This window comes from Streptomyces sp. NBC_01429 (assembly GCF_036231945.1).
Lineage (GTDB): Bacteria > Actinomycetota > Actinomycetes > Streptomycetales > Streptomycetaceae > Streptomyces.
In genome coordinates this window covers 3,012,806-3,037,364 of record NZ_CP109599.1, presented here as the reverse complement: position 1 = coordinate 3,037,364, position 24,559 = coordinate 3,012,806, and the positions used below count along the sequence as shown (strand labels likewise).

Below are 24,559 nucleotides of genomic sequence, written 5' to 3'. Positions count from 1 at the left end.
CGCACCACCGGGTCCGGCCCCGTCCACCTCGTCACCAGGTCTTCCAGGAGCAGCATGAACGGCTACGGTCCTCCGCCGCCGCAGGCCCCCCGCGGGGACCGCTCCCTCCAGATCGCGCTGCGCGTGTTCTTCGCCGCGCTGCCCCTGGTCAGCTGCGGGCTGCTCTGCTGGGTGACGATGCTCCGGCTCGCGTCCGTCACCGGGCGGCGGCTGCACTGGCTGTTGTGCGCGCTGACGACGGTCCTGGTGGCCGGCTGCTTCGGCGTGCTGATGACGGACTCCTCCGAAGACCTGAGCGCCACCAGGTCGAACGTCTCCATCGGTGTGCTCCTGCTGGCGGCCGTCGCGGTGCTCGCCTACTACCTGTACGCGGAGATCGCGCACTTCACCGGCCGGATCGCCCCGTCCCCCGGCTACGGCCCTCCGGCGCCGCCGGTCCAGCCCGGTTACGGCTACCCGGCCTGGACCAAGGCCCCGACGGTGCCCGCGTCTCCGCTCGCGGCGCCGCCGCCCCTGCCGCCGCACCAGCAGTACGAGCCGCACGAGTCGCACCCGCCGCACCAGCAGTACGAGTCGCAGCAGCCGCGCCAGCCGCACCCGTCGCAGCAGCCCCAGCCGCACAGCGGCTCCTCGTTCGGCCCGGCCGACCCGTTCGCCCCGCCCGCGTCCGCCGCGAGCACTCCGCCGGACACCCGGCCGCGCGCCGAACAGCCCCGCATCCAGCAGGTCCGCGCCGAACTCGACGACCTCAGCGACATCCTGAGAAACCAGCGGGAAGGCCAGTGAACGGACGCGTCATCGGCGGCCGTTACGAGCTGTCCACCGTCATCGGCCAGGGCGGCATGGGCCAGGTCTGGACGGCGTACGACCAGCGCCTCGACCGGCGGGTCGCCGTGAAGCTGCTGCGCCCCGACCGGATGGCCGCCGCCACCGCCGCCGAGGAGATGCGCCGCCGCTTCGTCCGCGAGTGCCGCGTCACCGCCCAGGTCGACCACCCCGGCCTGGTCACCGTCCACGACGCGGGCAGCGACGGCGAGGACCTCTACCTCGTCATGCAGTACGTGGAGGGCGCCGACCTCGCCGACCATCTCGCCGAGCACGACCCGTACCCCTGGCAGTGGGCCGTCTCGGTCGCCGCCCAGCTGTGCGCCGTACTCGCCGCCGTGCACGCCGTGCCGATCGTCCACCGCGACCTCAAGCCGCGCAATGTGATGGTCAGACCCGACGGTTCGATCACGGTCCTCGACCTCGGCGTCGCCTCCGTCATCGACCGGGACACCACCCGCCTCACCCACACCGGCTCGCCCATCGGCAGCCCCGCCTACATGGCGCCCGAGCAGGCGATGGGCGGCGCCGTCGGCCCGTACACCGATCTCTACGCCCTCGGCGTGCTCCTCCACGAACTGCTCAGCGGCAACGTCCCGTTCGCGGGCTCCACCGCGCTCGGTGTGCTGCACCGCCATCTGCACGAGCCGCCGCTGCCCGTCCGCCGGATCAGACCCGAGACGCCCGAGCAGCTCGAAACGCTCGTCCTGCGGCTGCTCGCCAAGGACCCCCAGCACCGCCCGTCCGGCGCGCAGGAGGTGTACGAGCAGCTCAGCCCGCTGCTGCCGCGCTCCGGCCACGTCCCGGGCGGCCCCCCGGCGGGCCCGCTCGACCCGACCCGCCCCTTCACCCGCCCGCACGCGCCCTGGCCCGACCGCGCCGCCGCCCCGCCGCCCGCGCCCGCCCCCGTACCGCAGCGGGCCCCGGCGCCCGCCGCGGGGCGGCCCGATGTCGCGGCGGCCGTCGACGAGGTCAAGCGGCTGCTCGGCGAGGGCAGCATCACCCGCGCCGTGGACATCCTGGGCTCCATCCTCCCGGCCGCGGCCGTCGAGCACGGGGAGCGCTCCCCGGTGGTCCGCATCCTGCGCAAGCAGTACGCGTCGACGCTGCTGGACGACGGCCAGTACCGCCGCGCGCTCCCCGAGCTGCGCCGGCTCGCCGACGACCGGAGCGCGGAGGCGGGAGCGGCGGACCCGCAGGCGCTGGGGTTCCGCTACGACGCCGCGCTCTGTCTGGAGCAGCTCGGCGAGGCGAGCGCCGCGCTGGCGGAGTACCGCGCGCTCCTCCCTTACTACGAGACGTACCGGACGAACGGACACGCGCTGCCGCCACCGGGCGGCGACCCCGGGCGCGCCTTCGAGATCCGTCAGCGCATCGGCAATCTGCTGCTGGCGACGGGGGACCACACGGGCGCGCGGCAGCAGTTGCAGAATCTGCTCTGGGACACCGAGCGGGTCTACGGCCCCTACCACCCGCTGCCCGCCGAGATCCGGCGCGCGCTCGACCGCCAGCAGCAGTTCCGGGGCTGAGGCGGCAGCCGGGGCAGACGCGGAAGCCGGGGGCGCGGCGCGGCCGGGCGCGGTGCGGACAAGACGGACACCCCGCGCTGTGCCACACTCCTCGTGGCCGTCATCCCCGTGACGCCGGAGTCCAGGGAGAGCGCGTACGCAGATGACGGTCCGGATCCAGCTGGTCAGATTCGCGTTGGTCGGGGTGGTCAACACCGGCACGTACTACGGCTGCTATCTGCTCCTCCTGCACCGGCTGCCGTACGTCGTCTCGCACGTCGTGGCGTTCGTGCTGAGCATGACCGGCTCGTTCTTCCTCAACAGCCGGTTCACCTACCGGACCCGGCCGACCTGGCGGAAGTTCCTGCTCTTCCCGCTGACCAACGCGGCGAACTTCGTCATCACCACGGCCGGGGTCTATCTGCTGGTGGACGTCGCGCACTACAGCAGCCGCTACTCGCCGCTGATCACGGCGGCGGTGGCCGTCCCCATCACCTTCGCGGTCTCCCGCCTGATCATGCTCCGCCCGGAGCACGAGCCCACCGAGGGCCGGGAGCCCGGCCCCGGCCCCGACCAGGAACTACGCCGCCCGCATCCGTCCCGCCTGTAGCTTCATCGTCCGCTTCAGCCGCGGGCCGAACGGCTTCTCCACCAGCCGGTGGATCAGCCGGGCGAGGACGAGCATGCCCACGATCGTCGCCCCCAGCGTCACGCCCGCCGGTACGCCGAAGTGCCGGTGCAGGACGCTGATCGCGAACCATCCCAGATGCTCGTGGACCAGGTAGAAGGGGTACGTGAGCGCCCCCGCGAAGGTCAGCCAGCGCCAGTTCGCCCAGCGCAGCCACCCCAGCGCCACCGCCGCGACCGACGCGAAGGCGAAGGTGACGATCAGCAGGATCACGTGCGGGGAGCGGGGCTGGAAGACCTGGGTGGCTCCCGGGCTCCACAGCGCGACGGTCGCGAAGTGCTGGCCGAGCAGCCAGCTGGTCGCGACGATGCCCCAGAGCAGCAGATCGCCGCCGTACCGGTGGATCAGATAGAGCGCGAGCCCGCCGACGAAGAACGGCGCGTACTGCGGCATCACGATCTCCGCCACGAGCGGCACGTCGGTGACGGCGGACAGCGCCGCCGCCACCGTCCACAGGCAGCAGAAGACCACCACCCGGCGGTAGGTGACGCCCTTCCACACCACGAACAGCGCGAAGAGCAGATAGAAGCGCGCCTCGACCCACAGGGTCCAGCACACCCCGAGCACCCGGTGCACGCCCACCGGCTGCTGGAGCATCGTCAGATTCACCAGGATCTCGTTCAGCCGCAGCGGCTCGCTGACCGAGGGGAGTACGACACAGGCGGCGGTGACGAGGACGATGGCCGCCCAGTACGCGGGATAGAGCCGCGAGACGCGCGAGCGGAAGAAGTCGCCGAGGGAGCGCCCCCAACTGCTCATGCAGATGACGAAGCCGCTGATGACGAAGAAGACCTGCACGCCCAGGCAGCCGTACACGGCGAGCGCCGACAGCCCCGGGAACAGCTCCTTGGGGGACTGCCCCCAGACCTCGGTGATCTGCCCGCCTCTGCCCGTGTAGTGGTAGAGGCAGACCATGAGCGCCGCCAGGATGCGCAGCCCGTCCAGGGCGCGCATCCGGTCGGGCTTCGGGGCGGGGGCGGCCGGGAGCGCCGCCGGGTCCCGGCGGCCTGCCGGCCCGGGGCCCGGATCCGGATCCTGGACCCGGGCCAGTGTCGCGTGCGTCATGCGGAAGGACACTAGGCGGCGCTCGGTGAACGGGGCGTCGTCCGCCGGGTGAACAGGGCTTCCGGGCAGATGACTTACGGGTGAACGGCGCGGCCCGGAGCCGGCCGGCGCCCCGACCGCGAGGACCGGTGTCCGCACGCGCACCCCAATCTCTCGGTGAATCGTTGTCCAACCAGTGGCCCAGGCCACGCCGACTGCCTAACATCGATCACCGCAAGGTCTTGTGCATCGCCGCACAATCACGCCGGGAGGCCCCCTTTGCACCGCCGTCGTCGCACCGCGATCTCCTTCTCCGTCGCGCTTCTCGCCGCGGCCCCACTGCTCACCGCCTGCGGCAACGACTCCCACGCCGGAGCGGCGGCGGTCGTGGGCGGCCAGCGGATCGAGGTGTCCGCGCTCCAGGCCGAGGTACGGGACGTACGGTCGGCGCAGCGGTCCGCGCCCTATGCCGACCAGCTCATCAAGAACACCGGACAGCTCGGCCAGGCCAAGCTGAACAACATGATCTTCGACCGGATCCTCCAGCGGTCCGCCGACGACGCCGGGGTGAAGGTCAGCCGCAAGGAGGTCCAGGCCATCCGGGAGCAGGCCGTCGCGGGGTCGGGCGGGGAGCGGCAGTTCACCGAGACGCAGCTCCAGCAGCGCGCGCTCACCTCGGACCAGATCGACACCGCGATCCGCCGTGAGGTGCTGTTCGACAAGCTGGCGAAGGCGCTCGGCGCGGACACGTCGACACCGCAGGGCGTGCAGACGGCACTCGCCGATCTGACGGCGACGTCGAAGAAGCTCGGGGTCGACGTCAATCCGCGCTACGGCAGCTGGGACGAGAAGGAGGTCAGGCTGACGGAGGCCAAGCAGTCCTGGATCACCCAGGTCACCCGTGAGGCCACCGAGGAGCAGCCGACGGGCGCCTGAGCGGCGGCCCGTGGCCGGTCGTGGCCCCGGCGATCAGCTGCTCGCCTCCGGCGGTAGGTTCGAGAGGTGACACATGAAGCTCCCGGGGCCCCCGGCCGTATCGTCCTGCTGACCGCCAGCCACCGGGTCGCGCCCGGACTGCTGTCCTGGCCCGCCTGGCAGACGCTGCACGAGGCGGACCGGGTGCTGTGCGCCGACGCCCGCCATCCGCAGCTGCCGTATCTGCGCGACGCCGGGATCACCGTCGAGCACGCCGCACCCGGCGCCGAGGAGCTGGTCGACGCCTGCGCCGGCGGCCGTACGGTCGTGGTCCTGCCCGCCGCCGAGGGGGAGGGGACGGACGCGAGGCTCACCGACGGGCTGGCCAGGCTGGCCGGGTCGGGCCGGGTCCGGATGCCCGATCTGGAGCTGCTCCCCGGTTCGTACGATCTGCCGGGCGCCAGACTGCTCGATCTCGTCCAGGTCATGGACCGGATCAGGGCCCAGTGCCCGTGGTCGTCGGTCCAGACGCACCGGGGGCTCGCCAAGTACGCCATCGAGGAGGCGTACGAGCTGGTCGAGGCGATCGAGGACGGCGACCGCGACGAACTGCGCGAGGAGCTGGGGGACGTGCTCCTCCAGGTCGTCTTCCACGCCAGGATCGCCGAGGACGACCCGGACGAGCCGTTCTCCGTCGACGATGTCGCGGGCACCATCGTGGACAAGCTGATCCACCGCCACCCCCATGTCTTCGGCGACGAGACGGCCGAGACCCCCGAGGACGTCAAGGCGCACTGGCTCCGCAGGAAGGCGGAGGAGAAGCGACGCGACTCGGTCACCGACGGCGTGCCGCTCGGGCAGCCGGGGCTGGCGCTCGCCGCCAAGCTCGCCGGCCGGGTCCGCACCGCCGGGCTGGACGTCGCGCCGCCCGGGGGCGAGGGGATCGGGTACGAACTGCTCGCGCTGGTCGTCCGCGCCGAAGAGGCGGGCGTCGACCCGGAGACGGCCCTGCGCGCGGCCTCCCGGACGTACCGGGACGCGATCCGCGCCGCCGAGGGCCTCGCGTCATAGCCTCGTAACAAGAGAGCCGGCTTCCCCGTACGGGCGCGGGGGGAAGGGGCGGTGGGCCCTACAGGTTCTTGTAGCCTTCGCGTTCCAGCATCCCCGCGCGGGCCGACGCCCGTGCGGCGCACGGAACTTGAAAGGTGCCGCCCTCATGCCCGCTCTCCCCACAGAGCCCTCGCCCGCCGCCCCCGAGGCGGCCGGCTCTCCTTCTTCCGCTCCGCCCCCCTCCTCCCACCGCGTCAAGTCCCGGTTCTCCCGGCGGGGCGTGATCGGCGCCGCCGGGGCGGTGGCGGCGGCGGCCGTCGTCACCCCCATCGTCTCGGCGGCCCCGGCCGACGGCACGAAGGACAGCGCGGCCGACACCACGGGAAACGGCCAGGGCAACGGCGTGAGCGCCGGTCCCGGCGAGAGTGTCGAGACCTTCCCCGAGACCCGTTCCCAGGCGGCCACCGGTGAGCGGCCGGTCGAGGCCGACTTCCCCATCGGCCATGTCGGGGTGCGCTGGGACGGGCCCGCCGACGGCGCCGAGATCCGTCTCCGGCGGCCCGACGGCGGCCAGGGCGCGTGGAAGCCGCTCGGCGGCGGCTGCTCACCGGCCAACGGCGGCGTGGCGCTGGTAGCCGCCGGCGGTGCGGCCGGCTACGTGCTGAAGGCCGCCAAGGGGGTCACCGGCGTACGCTCGCTCGCCATCGACACCACGAAGGGCCCGCGGCACGGTGTCGCGGTCCCGAAGGACACCACCCGCGTGCGGGGAGTCGCCTACCGGTCGCGCGCGGCCTGGGGCGCCGACGAGTCCAAGCGCCTCAACCCGGACGGCACGGAGAACTCCCCGCGGGTCTACTACCCCTTCCAGACCGTCACGGTCCACCACACCGACACCGTCAACGCCGATCCCGACCCGGCGGCCACGGTGCGGGCGATCTACGAGTTCCACGCCATCGACAACGACTGGGGCGACATCGGCTACCACTTCCTCATCGACGCGGACGGCGTCATCTACGAGGGGCGCTACTCGGGCGACGAGGGCCTTCCGGCCCATGACGCGGACGGCGATCTGGTGACCGCCTTCCACGTCGGCGGGTTCAACTCCGGGAACCTCGGTATCGCCCTGCTCGGAGACCTGACGGAGGAGGGGCCGACCGTGGCGGCGAGCGACGCGCTCACCCGGCTCGTCTCCGCGGTGGCGCGGCTGCACGGCCTGGACCCGGCGGCGGAGCTCACCTACGTCAACCCCGTCAACGGCGTCACGAAGGACGTCCGCTCCATCAGCGGCCACCGCGACTGGATGGAGACCGACTGCCCCGGTGACGTGATGTACGGGGAACTGGCGGCCCTGCGCGAGCGCGTCACGGCGTAGCCGGGTACGGACGGGGCCGCGCCGGTCCCGTCCCGTGCTTCCGGCGGTCCTCTCCGGCCGTCCCTCCGGCCGTCCCCTCCGGCCGTAGCCCGCGTCGCCCCGGCGGCTACGGTCGGAGGGTGCCCGACACGTATGAGAACCACCCCGTCCCCGCGCTCTTCAGCTGGGAGTTCGCCACCGACCCCTACCCCGCGTACGCCTGGCTGCGTGAGCACGCCCCGGTGCGCAGGACCCAGCTGCCCAGCGGGGTCGAGGCGTGGCTCGTGACGCGGTACGGGGACGCCCGGCAGGCGCTCGCCGACACGCGGCTCTCCAAGAACTCCGCGCACCACGCGGGGCCCGCCCACGCCAAGGGCAGGACGGGCATTCCGGGCGAGCGCAAGGCGGAGCTGATGACGCATCTGCTGAACATCGACCCGCCCGACCACACCCGGCTGCGCCGGCTGGTGGCCAAGGCGTTCACGCCCCGCAGGGTCGCCGTATTCGCCCCGCGCGTACAGGAACTGACGGACCGGCTGATCGACGGTTTCGCCGCCCGGGGCGAGGCGGATCTGATCCATGATTTCGCGTTCCCGCTCCCCATCTACGCGATCTGCGATCTCCTCGGGGTGCCGCCGGAGGACCAGGACGACTTTCGCGACTGGGCCGGCATGATGCTGCGACATTCAAAGCCGGGACACGGTGGTGGGCCGCGCGGCGGAGTGGCACGTTCCGTGAAGAAGATGCGCGGTTATCTGGCCGAGCTGATCCACCGTAAAAGGGCGAATCCCGGCGACGATCTGATTTCCGATCTGATCAGGTCGAGCGACCACGGCGAACACCTCACGGAGAATGAGGCCGCCGCGATGGCTTTCATCATCCTGTTTGCCGGTTTTGAGACGACGGTCAATCTCATCGGCAATGGCATGTACACGCTTATGCGGAATCCGGAGCAGCGGACCCGGCTCCAGGATTCGCTCGCGGCCGGGGAGACCGGGCTGCTGGCCACGGGGGTCGAGGAACTCCTGCGGTACGACGGTCCGGTGGAGCTGGCGACCTGGCGGTACGCCACCGAGCCGCTCACCCTGGGCGGGCAGCGGATCGAGGCGGGCGACCCCGTGCTGGTGGTGCTCGCCGCCGCCGACCGGGACCCGGAGCGCTTCGCCGACCCCGATGTCCTGGACCTCGCCCGGCGTGACAATCAGCACCTCGGGTACGGGCACGGCATCCACTACTGCCTCGGCGCGCCGCTGGCGAGAGTGGAGGGGCAGACCGCGCTCGCGACCCTGCTGACGCGCCTTCCCGATGTGCGGCTTGCGGAAGATCCTGCCGATTTGCGATGGCGCGGCGGGCTCATCATGCGTGGATTGCGCACACTTCCGGTGCAGTTCACGCCATTGTCCGGCTGATAGCGCGGCGGCCCGGAAAAGGACAATCCGACGGCAATTCTCTGACGGTCCGTCAAGACTGTGACTTTTGCGTGATCTCCGCTGCATCGACTTGTGACAAGCGTTCGAGTACCGCTACGTTCACGACGACTCAGCAGTTCCACGCCGGGTCGAACTGACAGTCAGACGGAAGGCAACCGCATGCGCTCCGGGAAACATCGTCGGCCTCGCCAGGCCCCTGCCCTTCTCGTTGCCGCGGGGGTGACCGGGTCGGCGATCGCCATCCCCCTGCTCGCCGCCAGCGGCGCCGGCGCGGCGGAAGCCTCGACGTGGGACCGCGTCGCCGAGTGCGAGAGCGGCGGCCAGTGGAGCGCCAACCTCGGCAACGGCTCCTACGGCGGGCTCCAGCTGACCCAGGAGGCATGGGACAGCTTCGGTGGTGCGGAGTACGCGGCCAGCCCCGATCTGGCGAGCCGCTCGCAGCAGATCCTGATAGCCGAGAAGGTCCTGGAGGCGCAGGGCACCAAGGCGTGGTCGAGCTGCGCCACGGTCTCCGGCCTCACGAAGGGCATCGCGGGCGTCGTCGGCGGAGTGGTCGAGGGCGTGACCGGCTCCGGGAAGGGCGACCAGGGCACCGGCCAGTCGGGCAGCGGCTCCTCGGCCTCCCCCGGCACCGGCTCCTCGGCGTCGGACGACCAGGGCGACACGCAGACGGACGAGCCCACGACCTCCGGGTCCTCCTCCACCCCCGCGCCCGGAGCCACCGGTTCCGCGAGCCCCTCCGGCTCCGGCACCACCGAGCCCTCCAAGGGCAAGCACCGGGGCGCCGCCGCCAACGAGGACGGCGCGTCGGCCGATTCGGGTACGGAGCGCGAGCCGGACGACCGCGCCTCGCGCGGCGGCGGCTCGGGCCGTACCGGCGGCAGCCTCACCGGCGTGACGGGTGGTGAGGAAGCCGGTCAGGGTGAATCCGTCGTCGTCGGCGGCGAATCCCTCTCCGTCGTGATCGGCACCCAGAAGGTCGCCGGCGGCTGGGTCTGAGTGAACGGGGCGCCGTTGACGCCGACGGCGCCCCGCTCCGCCCTGGCCAGAGGCGTGGCCGCGCGGCCAAAAGGGCCTCGATCGAGGGGCAGTTAGCTGCCTTATGTCCGCTTCTGCGCAAATGAGACAAGGGTCTCTTTGCCGCAACTGCGGTCTTTTGGCCCGCCGGTTGATCCGATCGGCTCCCACCTGCGGAAACGGGGTGGCCCCCCGGGGCCGGAAGGGCGATTCCTCCCGGATGTCCTTCTTTGAACAACCGGTGGGCCTGTGATTACGGTCTGAACCGCTCGCACCGCGGGCCCCGTCGACCGGAACGCCGAATCCTGCCGCCGGTCGGGGGGAGTAGTCGTCGCGTCAAGCGCCGAAGGCAGGAGCGGGGGACCCAAAGGTTCGCGCCGGTCCCGGCCGTCGAGAGACGGTCCGGGCACGGCTTGGGGTGAAGCCGCGTGTGAGAGCACGCGGCCGGGCAACTCACTTGGCCCGAACCCGACAGCTGACCTCGTAGGCGTCGGTGAGGAGATGCTCCATGCTGCTGTTTTCCAGCAAGGCCAAGCACCGTCGTCCGTCCAAGGCGGTCCGCTACGCCACACTCGCCGGCATCACCGGTGCCGCCGTCGCCGCCCCGCTGATCGGCGCCACCTCCGCCTCCGCCGCCACCGCCTCCGAGTGGGACCAGGTCGCCCAGTGCGAGTCCGGCGGCAACTGGGCCATCAACACCGGCAACAGCTTCTACGGCGGCCTCCAGTTCACCAGCTCCACCTGGGCCGCGTACGGCGGCACCGCCTACGCCCCCCGCGCCGACCAGGCGTCCAAGTCCCAGCAGATAGCCGTCGCCGAGAAGGTCCTGGCCGGCCAGGGCAAGGGTGCCTGGCCGAGCTGTGGCGTGAACCTGTCGAGCGCCTCGTACAGCGGCGGCTCCGGTACGCAGGCCGCCCCGAAGCAGCAGTCGGCCCCCAAGCAGCAGTCCGCCCCGAAGCAGCAGACCGCCCCGAAGCAGCAGTCCGCTCCTCAGCAGCAGGCGCAGCCGCAGTCGAGCCGCGCCGAGGCGCAGCCCGCCTCGCGTAGCCAGAGCCGTCCCGTCACGATCAAGAAGGGTGACGGCGAGTACAAGGTCAAGTCCGGCGACACCCTCTCCAAGATCGCCACGGCCCACAAGGTCGAGGGCGGCTGGAAGAAGGTCTTCGACCTCAACAAGGACATCGTCAAGGACGCCGACGTCATCTACCCGGGCCAGCAGCTCCACCTGAGCTGACCCTCCTCCCGGGCCGCCCCGCGCGGCCCGGGCACACCACCCCGATCTCCCCGGCCCGGCGCGTTCACCCCCGTACGCGCCGGGCCGGGGTCTGCGCCGTACGGCCCGGCTTTCCGGCGTTACCGGTCAGTACGGGACGATAGGGGGCGGGCTCGGGCCGACCGATCATCCCGGGCCGGTTAGGCTCATGGCGCAAGGCCACTGAGAGCTTGCGCCCATGCGTCACATCCCAGAAGGAGATGCTCGTGCCGTCCATCGACGTCGTCGTAGCCCGGGAAATCCTCGACTCCCGAGGCAACCCCACGGTCGAGGTCGAGGTCGGCCTCGACGACGGCAGCACCGGTCGTGCTGCTGTCCCCTCCGGTGCCTCCACCGGTGCGTTCGAGGCCGTCGAACTCCGCGACGGAGACGCCAGCCGCTACCTGGGCAAGGGCGTCGAGAAGGCCGTCCTCGCCGTTATCGAGCAGCTCGGCCCGGAGCTGGTCGGGTACGACGCCACCGAGCAGCGCCTGATCGACCAGGCGATGATCGACCTGGACGCCACCGAGAACAAGGGCTCGCTCGGCGCGAACGCCATCCTCGGTGTCTCGCTCGCCGTCGCGCACGCCGCCTCCGAAGCCTCGGACCTCCCCCTCTTCCGCTACCTCGGCGGCCCGAACGCGCACCTGCTGCCCGTTCCGATGATGAACATCCTGAACGGCGGCTCGCACGCCGACTCCAACGTGGACATCCAGGAGTTCATGATCGCCCCGATCGGCGCGGAGTCCTTCTCCGAGGCGCTGCGCTGGGGCGCCGAGGTCTACCACACCCTCAAGAAGGTCCTGAAGCAGAAGGGCCTGTCCACCGGCCTCGGCGACGAGGGCGGCTTCGCGCCGAACCTGGAGTCCAACCGCGCCGCGCTCGACCTCATCCTCGAAGCGATCAACGAGGCCGGTTACGTCCCCGGCCGCGACATCGCGCTCGCGCTCGACGTCGCCGCGTCCGAGTTCTACAAGGACGGCGTCTACGAGTTCGAGGGCAAGTCGCGCTCGGCCGCCGAGATGACCGAGTACTACGAGGAGCTGGTCGACGCCTACCCGCTCGTCTCCATCGAGGACCCGCTCTTCGAGGACGACTGGGCCGGCTGGAAGGTCATCACCGACAAGCTGGGCTCCAAGGTCCAGATCGTCGGCGACGACCTCTTCGTCACCAACCCGGAGCGCCTCGCGCGCGGCATCGAGGAGGGCTCCGCCAACGCCCTGCTCGTCAAGGTCAACCAGATCGGCTCGCTGACCGAGACCCTGGACGCCGTCGAGCTGGCCCAGCGCAACGGCTTCAAGTGCATGATGTCCCACCGCTCGGGCGAGACCGAGGACGTCACCATCGCCGACCTCGCCGTCGCCGTGAACTGCGGTCAGATCAAGACCGGCGCCCCGGCCCGCTCGGACCGCGTCGCCAAGTACAACCAGCTGCTGCGCATCGAGGAGATCCTCGACGACGCGGCGGTGTACGCGGGCCGCAGCGCGTTCCCGAGGTTTCGCTCTGCGAACGATTAAGAGGATGCGCTCCGCGAACGATTAAGAGGATGCGCTCCGCGAACGACTGGTAGTGGACGCGTTCCGACCAGTAGTCACAGGAACGACCCGTACGAGGGCGACGGCCCACCGCCCGTCGTCCGTACGTCCCCGGCCGCGGTCCCGTACCGTGTCCGGGGACGTACGCACGTAACAGGGGAGGCGAGCGATGGCCGGGAACCGGGACCGGTTCTCCACCGCTACCAGGCTGCGGCTGCTCGGTGAGCAGACCGCCGCCCGTGTCTACCGCTCGCAGAACCGCAGGCAGGACCGCCGTTCCCGGCTCACCGGACGCGCGGCCTTCCTCGCCCTCGTGGTCTGCACGCTCGTGGTGGCGCTCGCGTATCCGATGCGGCAGTACGTGTCGCAGCGCAACGAGATCGCCGACCAGGAGCGGCTGGCCCGCGAGGCGAAGCTCCGGGTCGAGGAGTTGCGCGACGAGAAGGCGCGGCTCAAGGACGACGCCTACATCCGGCGGCTGGCCCGCGAGCATCTCCACTATCTGATGCCGGGTGAGACGGGATACACCGTGATCGACCCGGAGACCGCGAAGGAGCGGCGCGAGGACCAGGGGGCGGCCGACCGGCCCTGGTACTCGAATGTCATGGACGGCGTGGACAACGCGGACCGACCGGACAAGTAGCGCCCAGCCGCTGACCTTCGCACCCCTCAACCGCAGAACTTTCAGAACAAGGCAGGCATGAACACGCCCCCTCCGCAGACCGAACGCACCGAGCCCACCGACGCGGACGTCGCGGCCTTCAAGGAACAGCTCGGCCGTCCCCCGCGCGGACTGCGCGCCATCGCGCACCGCTGCCCGTGCGGACAGCCGGACGTCGTGGAGACCGCCCCCCGGCTCCCCGACGGCACCCCCTTCCCGACCACGTACTACCTGACCTGCCCGCGCGCGGCCTCGGCCATCGGCACGCTGGAGGCCAACGGGGTCATGCGGGAGATGACGGAGCGCCTGGCCACCGACCCCGAGCTGGCCGCCGCCTACCGCGCGGCGCACGAGGACTACCTCGCCCGGCGCGACGCCATCGAGGTGCTGGAGGGCTTCCCCAGCGCGGGCGGCATGCCGGACCGGGTGAAGTGCCTGCACGTCCTGGTCGGCCACTCGCTGGCGGCGGGCCCCGGGGTGAACCCGCTGGGCGACGAGGCGCTCGCGATGCTGCCCGAGTGGTGGGCCAAGGGCCCGTGCGTGAGCCCCTGCGCCGCCGTGGCTCCGGACACCGAGGGAGGTACGGCATGACCAGGGTCGCCGCCATCGACTGCGGTACGAACTCGATCCGCCTCCTGGTCGCCGACGCCGACCCGGAGACCGGCGAACTGGCCGACCTGGACCGGCGGATGACGATCGTCCGGCTCGGCCAGGGCGTGGACAGGACGGGCCGGCTGGCTCCGGAGGCGCTGGAGCGGACCTTCGCCGCCTGCCGCGAGTACGCCGCCGTCATCAAGGAGCACGGCGCCGAGCGGATCCGCTTCGTCGCCACCTCCGCCTCGCGCGACGCGGAGAACCGCGACGACTTCGTGCGCGGCGTCGTGGACATCCTGGGCGTGGAGCCCGAGGTGATCACCGGTGACCAGGAGGCGGCCCTCTCCTTCACCGGCGCCACCAAGGAGCTGCCCGGACAGGACGACTGCCTGGTCGTGGACATCGGCGGCGGCTCCACCGAGTTCGTCGTCGGCGACGACCGGGTGCGCGCCGCGCGCTCGGTGGACATCGGCTGCGTACGGCTGACGGAGCGCCACCTCGTACAGGACGGGGAGGTCACCGACCCGCCCACGCCCGAGCGGATCGCCGCCATACGCGCCGACGTCGAGGCGGCCCTCGACCTGGCGGAGGAGACGGTCCCGCTCCGCGAGCCCCGCACCCTGGTCGGCCTGGCCGGCTCCGTCACCACGGTCGCCGCGATCGCGCTCGGTCTGCCGGCGTACGACTCCACCGCGATCCACCGCTCCCGGATCTCCTACGACCAGGTCAAAGCGGTCACCGACCGCCTCCTGGCCGCCACCCACGACGAACGCGCCGCGATCCCCGTCCTGCACCCGGGCCGGGTGGACGTCATCGGCGCCGGCTCCCTCATCCTGCTCGCCGTCATGGAGCGCACCGGGGCCCGCGAGATCGTCGTCAGCGAGCACGACATCCTGGACGGCATCGCGTGGAGCTGCGTGCCCGACGGGCAGTGAGTGCTCAGATGCCGCGGTAGACGTCGTGCCGGTCGCCGGCCTTGACGACGAGGATGATGAGCGCGTCGTCCTCGACCTGGTAGGCGACCCGGTAGTTGCCGACCCGTAGCCGGTAGAGGCCCGAGGGCCCGGCGAGCTTCTTGATGTCGGCGTCCTCGCGGTATGGATCGTCGCCGAGTGCCGTCAGCGCGGCCAGGACGCGCATGGCGGCGGGCCGGTCGATGGCCCGCAGCTGCCGCTGCGCCGCCGCGGTGAACCGGAACGCGTACGTCACGCGGCGTCCTGCGCGCGTTCGGTGAACAGATCGGCCAGCAGCTCGGCCATCGTCACGGTCGGCCCGTCCTCGGCCAGGACGGCTTCCGCCTCCCGCGCGAGCAGCACGTCGGCGGCTTCCTCCAGCGCGTCGAAGTCCGCGATCGGGACCACGGCGGCCACCGGCACGCCGTTGCGGGTGATCACGGTGGGCGTGCCCTCCTCGGCACGATTGATGTGGTCCGCGAGGTGCGCGCGGGCTTCCCGTACGGTCACAGTGCTCTCAGCCATAAGGCAAGTGTACGCGCCTTTGTGTACACGAGCCGGGGCCTTGGCGTGACCCCGGCCGCGCATCGCGAGAAAGTTCGTGAAGTTCTTCACAAGGAATTCGGCCCTGATGGACCCACTTACCGCCGTCCGGGGCCTTCTGTCAGGAGCGCGGGCCCCCGGCGCCCTTATACCGGGCGGTTCCGGGCGCGTTACGGCGGCGTGAATCGGCCGGCCGGTCAGCTGCGGCGCGAAGTGCGGAGGGGCAGCTCACAAGGGGTGAACAACGTCCAAACACCCGGTCCGGTTCCCCTCCGGGGGTGCGATCTGGATCACGTGGGCCGCGGAGTGTAGCACGAGGGAGTCCACTCCTTGTGAAGGGGCTCACGAGCACCCCCCCCGGGCGAGGTGGATACTCGATGGCATGAGCACCACGGAGCGTCCCAGGATCCTCGTTGTAGGCGGTGGGTACGTAGGCCTGTACGCAGCTCGTCGCATTCTGAAGAAGATGCGCTACGGGGAGGCGACCGTCACGGTTGTCGACCCCCGCTCGTACATGACGTACCAGCCCTTCCTCCCCGAAGCCGCCGCCGGCAGCATTTCGCCTCGGCATGTCGTCGTACCGCTGCGACGCGTGCTGCCCAAGGCTGAGGTGCTCACCGGCCGGGTCACGACCATCGACCAGGACCGCAAGGTCGCCACGGTCGCGCCGCTCGTCGGCGAGGCCTACGAGCTGCCCTTCGACTACCTGGTCGTCGCGCTCGGCGCGGTCTCCCGCACCTTCCCGATCCCCGGCCTCGCCGAGCAGGGCATCGGCATGAAGGGCATCGAGGAGGCCATCGGGCTGCGCAACCACGTGCTGGAGCAGCTGGACAAGGCCGACTCCACGACCGACGAGGAAGTCCGCCGCAAGGCGCTGACCTTCGTCTTCGTGGGCGGTGGCTTCGCCGGTGCGGAGACCATCGGTGAGGTCGAGGACCTGGCGCGGGACGCCGCCAAGTACTACACGAACGTCAAGCGCGAGGACATGCGCTTCGTTCTCGTCGACGTCGCCGACAAGATCCTTCCCGAGGTCGGCCCGAAGCTGGGCGCCTGGGGCAAGGAGCACCTCGAGGGCCGCGGCATCGAGATCTACCTCAAGACCGGCATGGACTCCTGCGTGGACGGCCATGTGGTGCTCAACAACGGTCTGGAGGTCGACTCCAACACCATCGTGTGGACCGCCGGCGTCAAGCCGAACCCGGCGCTCGCCCGCTACGGTCTCCCGCTCGGCCCGCGCGGCCACGTGGACACCAGCGAGAAGCTCCAGGTGCAGGGCACCGACTACATCTGGGCCGCCGGCGACAACGCCCAGGTCCCGGACGTCGTCGGCCGCAAGGCCGGCAACCCGAACGCCTGGTGCCCGCCCAACGCGCAGCACGCGCTGCGGCAGGCGAAGGTCCTCGGCGACAACGTGATCTCGGGGATGCGGGGCTTCCCGCAGGCCGAGTACAGCCACGCCAACAAGGGTGCGGTCGCCGGTCTCGGCGTGCACAAGGGCGTCGCGATGATCGTCATGGGCAAGATGAAGATCAAGGTCAAGGGCCGGCTCGCCTGGTACATGCACCGTGGCTACCACGGCATGGCCATGCCGACCTGGAACCGCAAGATCCGGGTCTTCGCCGACTGGACGCTCGCCATGTTCCTCAAGCGCGAGGTCGTCTCGCTCGGCGCCATGGAGACGCCGCGCGAGGAGTTCTACGAGGCCGCGAAGCCGGCCCCGGCCGTCGCTTCGTCGGAGCCGGAGAAGGCCAAGGCGTCCTGACGCGCTCCCGGATTCCGTAAGGCGTCCGCGGCCCGTCCGTCGTACCCGCAGTATCCGCAGCCTCGAAAGGGCCGCCCGCCATCCGTGGTGCGGGCGGCCCTTTCGCGTGCCCCGGTGCGCCCGTACCGTACGAAAGTACGTGGTAGGTGCAGGTATTTTGCCTTCTCATTGCGCGCTGTCGGGACTGCATCGGCACCCCTCCGGTGTTTACGTGGTGTCGAGCACGTCCTTGAATCCACCACCACGGAGGTACAACGCCATGGCCGACGCCGCACTGCGGCTCACCACTCTCGCCGAAGAGTTGCTGGGGGCCCCGCTCCCGGTCCGTATCCGTGCCTGGGACGGCAGCGAATCGGGCCCCCCGGACGCTCCGACCCTGATCATCCGCAACCGCCGTGCCCTGCGCCGGCTCCTGTGGAAGCCCGGCGAGCTCGGCCTCGCCCGGGCCTGGGTGGCCGGCGAGATCGATGTGGAGGGCGACCTGTACGCCGCCCTCGAACGCCTCGCCGGACTCATCTGGGAGCGCGGCGCCGACGCGAAGGACACGGTCCATCCCGTACTCGACCCCCGGATGCGCGCCGCCGCCAAGGGGCTGGTCCGGATCGCGGGCGCCCTGCCGCCGCCCCCGCCGCCCCCGGAGGAGATCCGCCGCCGAACCGGCACCCTGCACACCAAGCGCCGCGACAAGGCGGCGATCAGCCACCACTACGACGTGGGCAACGACTTCTACGAGCTGGTCCTCGGCCCCTCCATGGTCTACTCGTGCGCCTACTGGGACGCGAAGGCCGGAGCGGGTACGGGATACGGACTCGAAGACGCACAGCGCGACAAGCTCGACCTGATCTGCCGCAAGCTCGCGCTCCAGGAGGGCGAGCGGCTCCTGGACGTCGGCTGCGGGTGGGGCTCGATGGCCATGCACGCCGCCCGCGAGTACGGCGCCCGGGTCACCGGCATCACCCTCTCCCGCGAGCAGGCCGCCTTCGCCCGCAAGCGCATCGCGGAGGAGGGACTCACCGACCGGATCGAGATCCGCGTCCAGGACTACCGCGACGTCAGCGACGGTCCGTACGACGCGATCTCCTCCATCGGCATGGCCGAGCACGTCGGCTCCGTCCAGTACCGCGAGTACGCCGACGACCTCTACAACCTGCTGAATCCCGGCGGGCGCCTCCTCAACCACCAGATCGCCCGGCGCCCGGAGAAGGACGAGGGCAGCTACCACGTCGACGCGTTCATCGACGCGTACGTCTTCCCGGACGGCGAACTGGCGCCGCTCGGCCGCACCCTCACCACCCTGGAGGAAGCGGGCTTCGAGGCGCGGGACGTCGAGTCGATCAGGGAGCACTACGCCCTGACCCTGCGCCGCTGGGTACGGAATCTGGAGGAGCACTGGGCCGATGCCGTACGCACCACCTCCGCCGGGCGCGCCCGCGTCTGGCGGCTCTACATGGCCGCCTCGGCGCTCTCCTTCGAGCGCAACCGGATCGGTGTGAACCAGATCCTCGCGGTGAAGACCCCGGAGGGCGGCGCGTCGGGCATGCCCCTGCGCGCCCGCCTGTGGGGCGCCTGACGCCGCGCGGCGCGGGCTGACCGGGGCCAGGCCCCGGTCAGCCCGCACCGTACGGCGCGAGGGCCGGACCCCGTTCCCGGGATCCGGCCCTCCGTGTCAGCGAGGCCCTGGGCGGCCTGCCGGTCCTATTCGGTCTTGATCGCCGTCAGCATGTTCAGCTTCGCGGCGCTGCGGGCCGGCCAGAGCGCGGCCAGCATGCCCACCACCGCGGCCAGCAGCATGAAGAGCGCGATCCGGTCCCACGGGATGACCAGCGCGTAGTTCGGGATGCTGTCCTTGATGGTCTGGCCGATCGCCCAGCCCAGGAAGGTGCCGAGCCCCACTCCGATCAGCGCGCCGAAGACCGAGATCACCACGGCCTCCAGCCGGATCATCCGCTTGACCTTGGTGCGGTCGAGGCCGATCGCGCGCAGCATGCCGATCTCCTGCTGCCGTTCGAAGACGGACATCGCCAGCGTGTTGACGACACCCAGGACCGCGATGATCAGGGCCATCCCCAGCAGGCCGTACAGGATGTTCAGCATCGTGTTGATCATGCCGCTGAACTCGTTCTTGATGCCTTCCATGTCCTTGACGCTGATCGCCGGGTTCTTGCCGAGCGCGTCCACGAGAGCCTGTTCGTTCGCCCGGCTCTCGCCGCCGGCCGTCTTCACCCAGATCTCGGTGATGTACGGCTTGGCCTCGTGCCGGTCGGACAGCTCGGTGGAGGTGATCACGCTGCCCAGGAAGTCGACCTGCTGGATGACGGCGCCGACCTTCAGATCCTCCGTCTTGCCGTCACCGAACTTCGCGGGGACGGTGTCGCCGGGCTTCCAGCCCTTCGACTTGGCGACCTCCTCGCTGATCGCGATGGCGTTCGCGTCCTTCGCCAGCGAGGAGAGGGAGCCCGAGACGGTCTTGAGGCTGAAGACCTTCTCCAGGTCGGCGGAGGAGAGCGCGCTGGCGTTCTCGTACCCGCTCTTGGTCTCGAACGAGGTCATCTGCCGCGGCGAGAGCGCGGACACGCCGGGCGCCTCGCGCAGCGCGTCGACCGCCGACGGGTCGATGTTGCCGAAGCCCGCCATCGACACCTGGTAGTCGGCCCTGATGTTGTCCGACGTCGACTTGTCGATGGCCGTGCCGACCGTGATGGCGACGACCGTGAGCGTGGTGACCAGCGTGAGTCCGATGGCCAGCGCGGAGGCGGTGGCACCGGTGCGCCGGGGGTTACGGACGGCGTTCAGACTGGCCAGCTTGCCGGAGACCCCGAAGACCGAGCTGAGCAGCGGCCGGACGAGTGCGATGACGGGGCGCGACAGCAGCGGGATCAGCACGATGACGGCGATCATCGTCAGGAACGCGCCGCCGCCGATGATGTACCCGCCGTCCTCGTCGGCCGACGCGCCGAGCACGATGACGGCCGAGCCGATCAGCGCCAGCAGGCCGCCGATGGAGTTGCGGACGACCAGCGACTTGGTGGTGGCGGCCAGGTGCGCGCTGCCCATCGCCGCCACCGGCGGGATCTTCGCGGCCTTGCGGGCGGGCAGCCAGGCGGCCAGGACGGTGATCACCACACCGACGGCGAAGGCGGCGATGACCGCGGTGGACGAGATGATCAGCGGGCCCGCGGGAACCTTGGCGTCCAGCAGCCCCATCGCGGAGCGCAGTCCGATCGCGAGACCGAGCCCGATGACGAAGCCGACCGCGGAGGCGACCACCCCGACCACCCCGGCCTCGATCAGCACCGAGCGCTTGACCTGGCGGCGCGAGGCGCCGACGGCACGCAGCAGCGCCAGCTCCTTGGTGCGCTGGGCGACCAGCATGGTGAAGGTGTTGGAGATCAGGAAGACCCCGACGAACAGCGCGACGCCCGCGAAGCCCAGCAGCATCTGGTTGAGGCTGGACAGGCCGTTCTCGATGTCCTTGGCCTGGTCGCTCGCGAGCTGCTCGCCCGTCGCCACGTCGGAGCCCTTGGGGAGGAGCTTCACGATCGCGGCGCGGATCTCGTCGTGCGAGGCCGCGGCCTCCGCGGTGACGGCGAGCTCGCTGAAGTAGCCGGGCTCCAGGTAGAGCTTCTGGGCGACGTCCGTGCTGAACAGCACCAGGCTGCCGCCCGCGTTGACCGCGCCGTCCTCGGTGGTGAAGATCCCGCTGAGGGTGTACTCCTTCACCGGCCCGTTGGTGGCCACGCGTACCTTGCCGCCGACCTTGTACTCGCCCCTGGAGGCGGTGTCCTTGTCGAGGGCGACCTGGCCGTCGTCGGCCGGGCCCGTGCCCTCGGCGAAGTCGTAGGCCGGGTCCTTGCCGTCCTTGCCGGGCGCGAAGTTGCCGCCGGTGTTGGACCAGCCGTTGCCAATCAGCCTGCCGTCGGGGTCGCCGACCCCGGCGAAGCCGCTGACCCGGCTGGTGACGGAGGCGACGCCGGGCAGCTCCCCGATCCGGTCGACGGTCTTCTGGTCGACGCCGGGAGTCCCCTCGTCCGCATCCGAGTCCGAGTCGCTGTCGTCGCCGCGGGTGTCCCAGACGCGGGCGCCGACGGCGACGTCCTTGTAGCTTTTGGCGCTTTGGTTGCGGAAGGCATTGCCCAGGGTGTCGGTGAAGATCAGGGTGCCGGAGACGAAGGCGACGCCGAGCATGACGGCGAGCACGGTCATCAGCAGCCTGGCCTTGTGCGAGAGCACATTGCGCAGGGCGGTACGGAACATGGTGGGAGTCCTGGTGTGGAGGGGGCCGGGGCAGGTGGACAGGACCGGGAGCGGTGCTGACACACCCGGTTGACGGAGCGTCGGATCCAGCGGTGCGTCAGCTGGTACGGCCCTTGGCGTCGAACGCCTTCATCCGGTCGAGCACGCGGTCGGCGGTCGGGTCGACCATCTCGTCGACGATCCGGCCGTCCGCGAGGAAAATCACACGATTCGCGTACGAGGCGGCCATGGCGTCGTGCGTCACCATGACGACGGTCTGACCCAGCTCTCGAACAGAGTTACGCAGGAAGCCCAGCACCTCGGCGCCGGAGCGCGAGTCCAGGTTCCCGGTCGGCTCGTCACCGAAGATGATCTCGGGCCGGGAGGCCAGGGCGCGCGCCACCGCCACCCGCTGCTGCTGGCCGCCGGAGAGCTGGGTGGGCCGGTGGCCGAGCCGGTCGGCCAGGCCGATCATGCTGATCACCTGGTCCATCCACTGCTTGTCCGGCTTGCGGCCCGCGATGTCCATCGGGAGCGTGATGTTCTCCAGCGCCGTCAGGGTCGGCAGCAGGTTGAACGCCTGGAAGATGAAGCCGATCTTGTCCCGGCGCAACTGCGTGAGCTGCTTGTCCTTCAGGGTGGACAGCTCCGTGTCCCCGATCCGCACGGACCCCGAGCTGAAGCTGTCGAGGCCGGCCACGCAGTGCATGAGGGTCGACTTGCCCGAGCCGGACGGGCCCATGATCGCGGTGAACTCGCCCTGCCGGAAGTCCACGGTCACCTTGTCGAGCGCGACCACCTGGGTCTCACCCATTCCGTAGACCTTCGACAGCTCGGAGGCGTGGGCGGCGACCGCGGTGGCGCGGTGGGCGATCGGGGTGGTGGTCACGGGGGGATCTCCTGTCGGGACGGGCTCGCTGCGGGGACGACCCCATCGTGTCGTCCGCGCACCGCCCGGGGCGTCCGTCCTCGTGCCCGTTCCCGGGGCCCTCTTGGGTCTGACCGCCGGGGCGCGCCCTCCTCCTCGGGTATGACACGACCCCTGAGACGCCCGCGACAGGATGCCGATTGCGTGACCGGGCGGCGACTTTTCGTCATTCCTGTGAGCCTCGTTACGAGATGCCCATCCGCGCCCGGCATGTGCGGATGGGCCGGTACGTGTGCTGACGCACCCTCAGACGTCAATAAAATAAGACAACATCGGGTAGTCACTCGGCTGTTCGAGTGGTGTGTCCCGATAGGCTCCTGTGCCAACGCGGCGTCGCGCGCCGTGCCCGGATGGTGGAATGCAGACACGGCGAGCTTAAACCTCGCTGCCCCTCGGGGGCGTGCCGGTTCAAGTCCGGCTCCGGGCACATCACCGGCCGGCATCGGCGGCTCCAGGTGCGCAGGCCGCATTTCCGGATGTGAGATGGGGCACTCTTCCGGGACGCGGGACCCGCGTCCCGCGCCACGATTGGTGAAAGATCCTCCCCGAGCACTAGGGCATTGCCTTTGCTCTCCCATTACTCTTAACGCAAGGCCGCGCTGGGTGGCCATGGAGGAGTGAGATGAGGAGCAGTAACCCGGTCTTCTCGCGACGGGGCTTCAGCCGCGACAACGGCCACGCGGGCTTCAACGCGGCGCCGCAGGCCGGGGGCGCCGCCGTTGGAACCAACCCCTACGCGACCAACCCGTACGCGCCGCAGCAGGGCGCCCAGTTCGGGGCGGGCCCGCAGGCGCCCGCGCGCGCCGACGTCATGACGATCGACGACGTCGTGACGCGCACCGCCATGACGCTGGGCACGGTCGTCCTGACCGCCGTCCTGTCCTGGGTCCTCCTGCCGGTGGACCAGGCCAGCCTCGGCAAGTCGTACGGCATCGCGATCGGCGCCGTACTGGTGGCGTTCGTCCTGTCGATGATCCAGGCGTTCAAGCGCAAGCCGGCCCCGGCGCTGATCCTGTCGTACGCCGCCTTCGAGGGTGTCTTCCTCGGCGTGATCAGCAATGTGGTGAGCACCTACGTCGCCCCCGGCGTGGTGATCCAGGCGGTCATGGGCACCATGGCGGTCTTCGCCGGTGTCCTCGTCGCGTACAAGATGCGCTGGATCCGCGTCACGCAGCGCTTCTACGGCTTCGTGATGGCCGCCGCCATGGGCTTCATGCTCCTGATGGTCGCCAACATGCTCTTCAGCGTCTTCGGCGGCGGTGACGGCCTCGGCTTCCGCAGCGGCGGTCTCGGCATCCTCTTCGGCGTCATCGGGATCATCCTGGGCGCCTGCTTCCTGGCGCTCGACTTCAAGCAGGTCGAGGACGGCGTCGCGTACGGCGCGCCGCGCGAGGAGTCCTGGCTCGCGGCCTTCGGTCTCACCGTGACCCTGGTCTGGATCTACATGGAGATGCTGCGTCTCTTCTCGATCCTGTCGGGCAACGACTAGGCAGCAGTACGAAGGACGGCGCGTCACTGAAGCGCCGAAGGGGTCCGCGGGCTTTCGCCCGGGGACCCCTTCTTCATTGGCCGGCCTCTTCGTGGGCCGGGTTACCGGAGGCGGCGGGCGGCCCGCCGCAGGTCGTACTCGTGGACGATCGCCTTCGCGTGTCCGTACGCGAGGTTGTGCTCACCCCGCAGCCAGCTGACCTTCTCCTCGAAACGGAAGAGGGACGGGCCTTCCTCGACGGTGCGCAGCCAGTCGGAGATCTCGCGGCCGGTGCAATGGGGGATTCTGGAGAGGAGATTGCGATGGGTCTCTTCGGAGAAGACAAGGGACATCGGCGCCTCCGGACGCTTCGCGCGTACTGGTCCTTTCCGCCCACCGTGCCTGAGCGTGCCGCCCTTGGCAAGACCCGCTGGCTCGGCGCCCGGGCGGGCGCGTAGGGTCGCCGCGTGCTCGATACAACGCCGCTGACGGCTGCCACGGACCGATTCGCCGACCGGCTGCGCAGCGCGCCGCAGAGCCGCCTCCAGCGCGGCGCCGCCGCTGCCGCGCTCGCGCTGGCCAGGGAACTGTCCGTACGGGCCCAGCGGCTCGAAGGGGCCGAGGGGGCCGGGGTCGAGCCGCGGATCATGCCGGACGCGGGGGTCTTCGCGGTCGCCGACCAGCTCACCGTCGCGGCGGCCGACCTGGTCGAGGCATGGCGAACGGCCCCGTCCGAAGCCGAACTGGACGAGGCCGTGAGGCTGGTCGAGCGGGCGGTCGCCACCGCCAAGCTGTGAGCGGC

General features: G+C 70.8%; 23 protein-coding genes, 1 tRNA gene and 1 riboswitch. Of the genes, 18 read left to right on the top strand and 6 right to left on the bottom strand.

Annotated elements, in window-relative coordinates:
* The first annotated feature begins 54 nt into the window (after positions 1-54).
* The 3 genes from OG627_RS12865 to OG627_RS12855 all read left to right on the top strand — a co-directional run bounded on the left by OG627_RS12865 (position 55) and on the right by OG627_RS12855 (position 2,943).
* Positions 55-786 carry a hypothetical protein gene (locus tag OG627_RS12865; protein WP_329064561.1) on the top strand — a complete coding sequence of 244 codons (732 nt, stop codon included), beginning with the start codon at positions 55-57 and terminating at the stop codon, positions 784-786.
* On the top strand, positions 783-2,354 hold the full coding sequence (locus OG627_RS12860; protein ID WP_329064559.1) for a serine/threonine-protein kinase: 1,572 nt from the start codon (positions 783-785) through the stop codon (positions 2,352-2,354). Before OG627_RS12865 ends, OG627_RS12860 begins: the two co-directional genes overlap by 4 nt.
* Before the next feature lie 142 nt (positions 2,355-2,496).
* Entirely contained in the window at positions 2,497-2,943 is a 447-nt protein-coding gene (locus OG627_RS12855) for a GtrA family protein (protein ID WP_329064557.1), read from the top strand.
* Here the strand turns inward: OG627_RS12855 and OG627_RS12850 are convergent.
* Complete coding sequence (locus tag OG627_RS12850; protein ID WP_443073619.1) at positions 2,914-3,975, bottom strand: acyltransferase family protein; 1,062 nt, start codon at positions 3,973-3,975, stop codon at positions 2,914-2,916. The two genes, OG627_RS12855 and OG627_RS12850, sit on opposite strands and share 30 nt — an antisense overlap.
* Positions 3,976-4,344: 369 nt before the next feature.
* Here OG627_RS12850 and OG627_RS12845 point away from each other — a divergent pair, with 369 nt between their 5' ends.
* The 10 genes from OG627_RS12845 (at position 4,345) to OG627_RS12800 (ending at position 14,805) form a co-directional block, all read left to right on the top strand.
* The gene (locus OG627_RS12845) at positions 4,345-5,001 is read left to right on the top strand and encodes a SurA N-terminal domain-containing protein (protein WP_329064554.1); all 657 of its coding nucleotides are present in this window, start codon (positions 4,345-4,347) and stop codon (positions 4,999-5,001) included.
* A gap of 66 nt (positions 5,002-5,067) precedes the next feature.
* Entirely contained in the window at positions 5,068-6,051 is a 984-nt protein-coding gene (locus tag OG627_RS12840; protein WP_329064552.1) for a nucleoside triphosphate pyrophosphohydrolase, read from the top strand.
* 145 nt (positions 6,052-6,196) lie between these two features.
* Complete coding sequence (locus OG627_RS12835) at positions 6,197-7,402, top strand: peptidoglycan recognition protein family protein (protein WP_329064550.1); 1,206 nt, start codon at positions 6,197-6,199, stop codon at positions 7,400-7,402.
* Between the two features lie 119 nt (positions 7,403-7,521).
* The gene (locus OG627_RS12830) at positions 7,522-8,790 is read left to right on the top strand and encodes a cytochrome P450 family protein (RefSeq protein ID WP_329064548.1); all 1,269 of its coding nucleotides are present in this window, start codon (positions 7,522-7,524) and stop codon (positions 8,788-8,790) included.
* Positions 8,791-9,030: 240 nt separating this feature from the next.
* Entirely contained in the window at positions 9,031-9,810 is a 780-nt protein-coding gene (locus OG627_RS12825; protein WP_329064547.1) for a transglycosylase family protein, read from the top strand.
* A 349-nt stretch (positions 9,811-10,159) separates the two neighbouring features.
* A riboswitch (cyclic di-AMP (ydaO/yuaA leader) is annotated at positions 10,160-10,333 on the top strand.
* Positions 10,334-10,339: 6 nt separating this feature from the next.
* Entirely contained in the window at positions 10,340-11,062 is a 723-nt protein-coding gene (locus tag OG627_RS12820; protein WP_329072613.1) for a transglycosylase family protein, read from the top strand.
* Positions 11,063-11,301: 239 nt separating this feature from the next.
* Complete coding sequence (gene eno, locus OG627_RS12815) at positions 11,302-12,597, top strand: phosphopyruvate hydratase (protein WP_329064545.1); 1,296 nt, start codon at positions 11,302-11,304, stop codon at positions 12,595-12,597.
* A gap of 187 nt (positions 12,598-12,784) precedes the next feature.
* A complete protein-coding gene (locus tag OG627_RS12810; RefSeq protein WP_329064544.1) occupies positions 12,785-13,258 on the top strand; it encodes an FtsB family cell division protein in 474 nt (157 codons plus the stop codon).
* Between the two features lie 57 nt (positions 13,259-13,315).
* The gene (locus OG627_RS12805; protein WP_329064542.1) at positions 13,316-13,867 is read left to right on the top strand and encodes a DUF501 domain-containing protein; all 552 of its coding nucleotides are present in this window, start codon (positions 13,316-13,318) and stop codon (positions 13,865-13,867) included.
* Entirely contained in the window at positions 13,864-14,805 is a 942-nt protein-coding gene (locus OG627_RS12800; protein ID WP_329064540.1) for a Ppx/GppA phosphatase family protein, read from the top strand. The genes OG627_RS12805 and OG627_RS12800 overlap by 4 nt, the downstream gene beginning before the upstream one ends.
* Positions 14,806-14,809: 4 nt before the next feature.
* Here OG627_RS12800 and OG627_RS12795 read toward each other — a convergent pair whose 3' ends face one another.
* Positions 14,810-15,079, bottom strand: a complete 270-nt coding sequence (locus OG627_RS12795; protein WP_329064537.1) for a type II toxin-antitoxin system RelE family toxin — start codon at positions 15,077-15,079, stop codon at positions 14,810-14,812.
* Positions 15,076-15,348: a type II toxin-antitoxin system Phd/YefM family antitoxin gene (locus OG627_RS12790; RefSeq protein ID WP_329064535.1), complete on the bottom strand. Its 273-nt coding sequence runs from the start codon at positions 15,346-15,348 to the stop codon at positions 15,076-15,078. Before OG627_RS12790 ends, OG627_RS12795 begins: the two co-directional genes overlap by 4 nt.
* Before the next feature lie 400 nt (positions 15,349-15,748).
* On the opposite strand from OG627_RS12790, the gene OG627_RS12785 reads away from it, so the two are divergent.
* Positions 15,749-17,128: an NAD(P)/FAD-dependent oxidoreductase gene (locus tag OG627_RS12785; RefSeq protein ID WP_329064533.1), complete on the top strand. Its 1,380-nt coding sequence runs from the start codon at positions 15,749-15,751 to the stop codon at positions 17,126-17,128.
* Between the two features lie 259 nt (positions 17,129-17,387).
* Entirely contained in the window at positions 17,388-18,698 is a 1,311-nt protein-coding gene (locus tag OG627_RS12780) for a cyclopropane-fatty-acyl-phospholipid synthase family protein (RefSeq protein WP_329064531.1), read from the top strand.
* A gap of 125 nt (positions 18,699-18,823) precedes the next feature.
* On the opposite strand, the gene OG627_RS12775 is transcribed toward OG627_RS12780, so the two are convergent.
* Together OG627_RS12775 and OG627_RS12770 are read right to left on the bottom strand one after the other, a co-directional pair.
* A complete protein-coding gene (locus OG627_RS12775) occupies positions 18,824-21,382 on the bottom strand; it encodes an ABC transporter permease (RefSeq protein WP_329064529.1) in 2,559 nt (852 codons plus the stop codon).
* A gap of 97 nt (positions 21,383-21,479) precedes the next feature.
* A complete protein-coding gene (locus OG627_RS12770) occupies positions 21,480-22,250 on the bottom strand; it encodes an ABC transporter ATP-binding protein (RefSeq protein ID WP_329064527.1) in 771 nt (256 codons plus the stop codon).
* A gap of 383 nt (positions 22,251-22,633) precedes the next feature.
* On the opposite strand from OG627_RS12770, the gene OG627_RS12765 reads away from it, so the two are divergent.
* Together OG627_RS12765 and OG627_RS12760 are read left to right on the top strand one after the other, a co-directional pair.
* Positions 22,634-22,716 (top strand) — tRNA-Leu (locus tag OG627_RS12765).
* A gap of 195 nt (positions 22,717-22,911) precedes the next feature.
* Entirely contained in the window at positions 22,912-23,778 is an 867-nt protein-coding gene (locus OG627_RS12760; RefSeq protein ID WP_329064525.1) for a Bax inhibitor-1/YccA family protein, read from the top strand.
* A gap of 101 nt (positions 23,779-23,879) precedes the next feature.
* Here the strand turns inward: OG627_RS12760 and OG627_RS12755 are convergent, their stop codons facing one another.
* A complete protein-coding gene (locus tag OG627_RS12755; RefSeq protein ID WP_329064523.1) occupies positions 23,880-24,110 on the bottom strand; it encodes a DUF4287 domain-containing protein in 231 nt (76 codons plus the stop codon).
* 114 nt (positions 24,111-24,224) lie between these two features.
* Between OG627_RS12755 and OG627_RS12750 the strand changes: the two genes are divergently transcribed.
* Positions 24,225-24,554, top strand: a complete 330-nt coding sequence (locus OG627_RS12750; RefSeq protein ID WP_329064521.1) for a hypothetical protein — start codon at positions 24,225-24,227, stop codon at positions 24,552-24,554.
* Positions 24,555-24,559 lie beyond the last annotated feature (5 nt).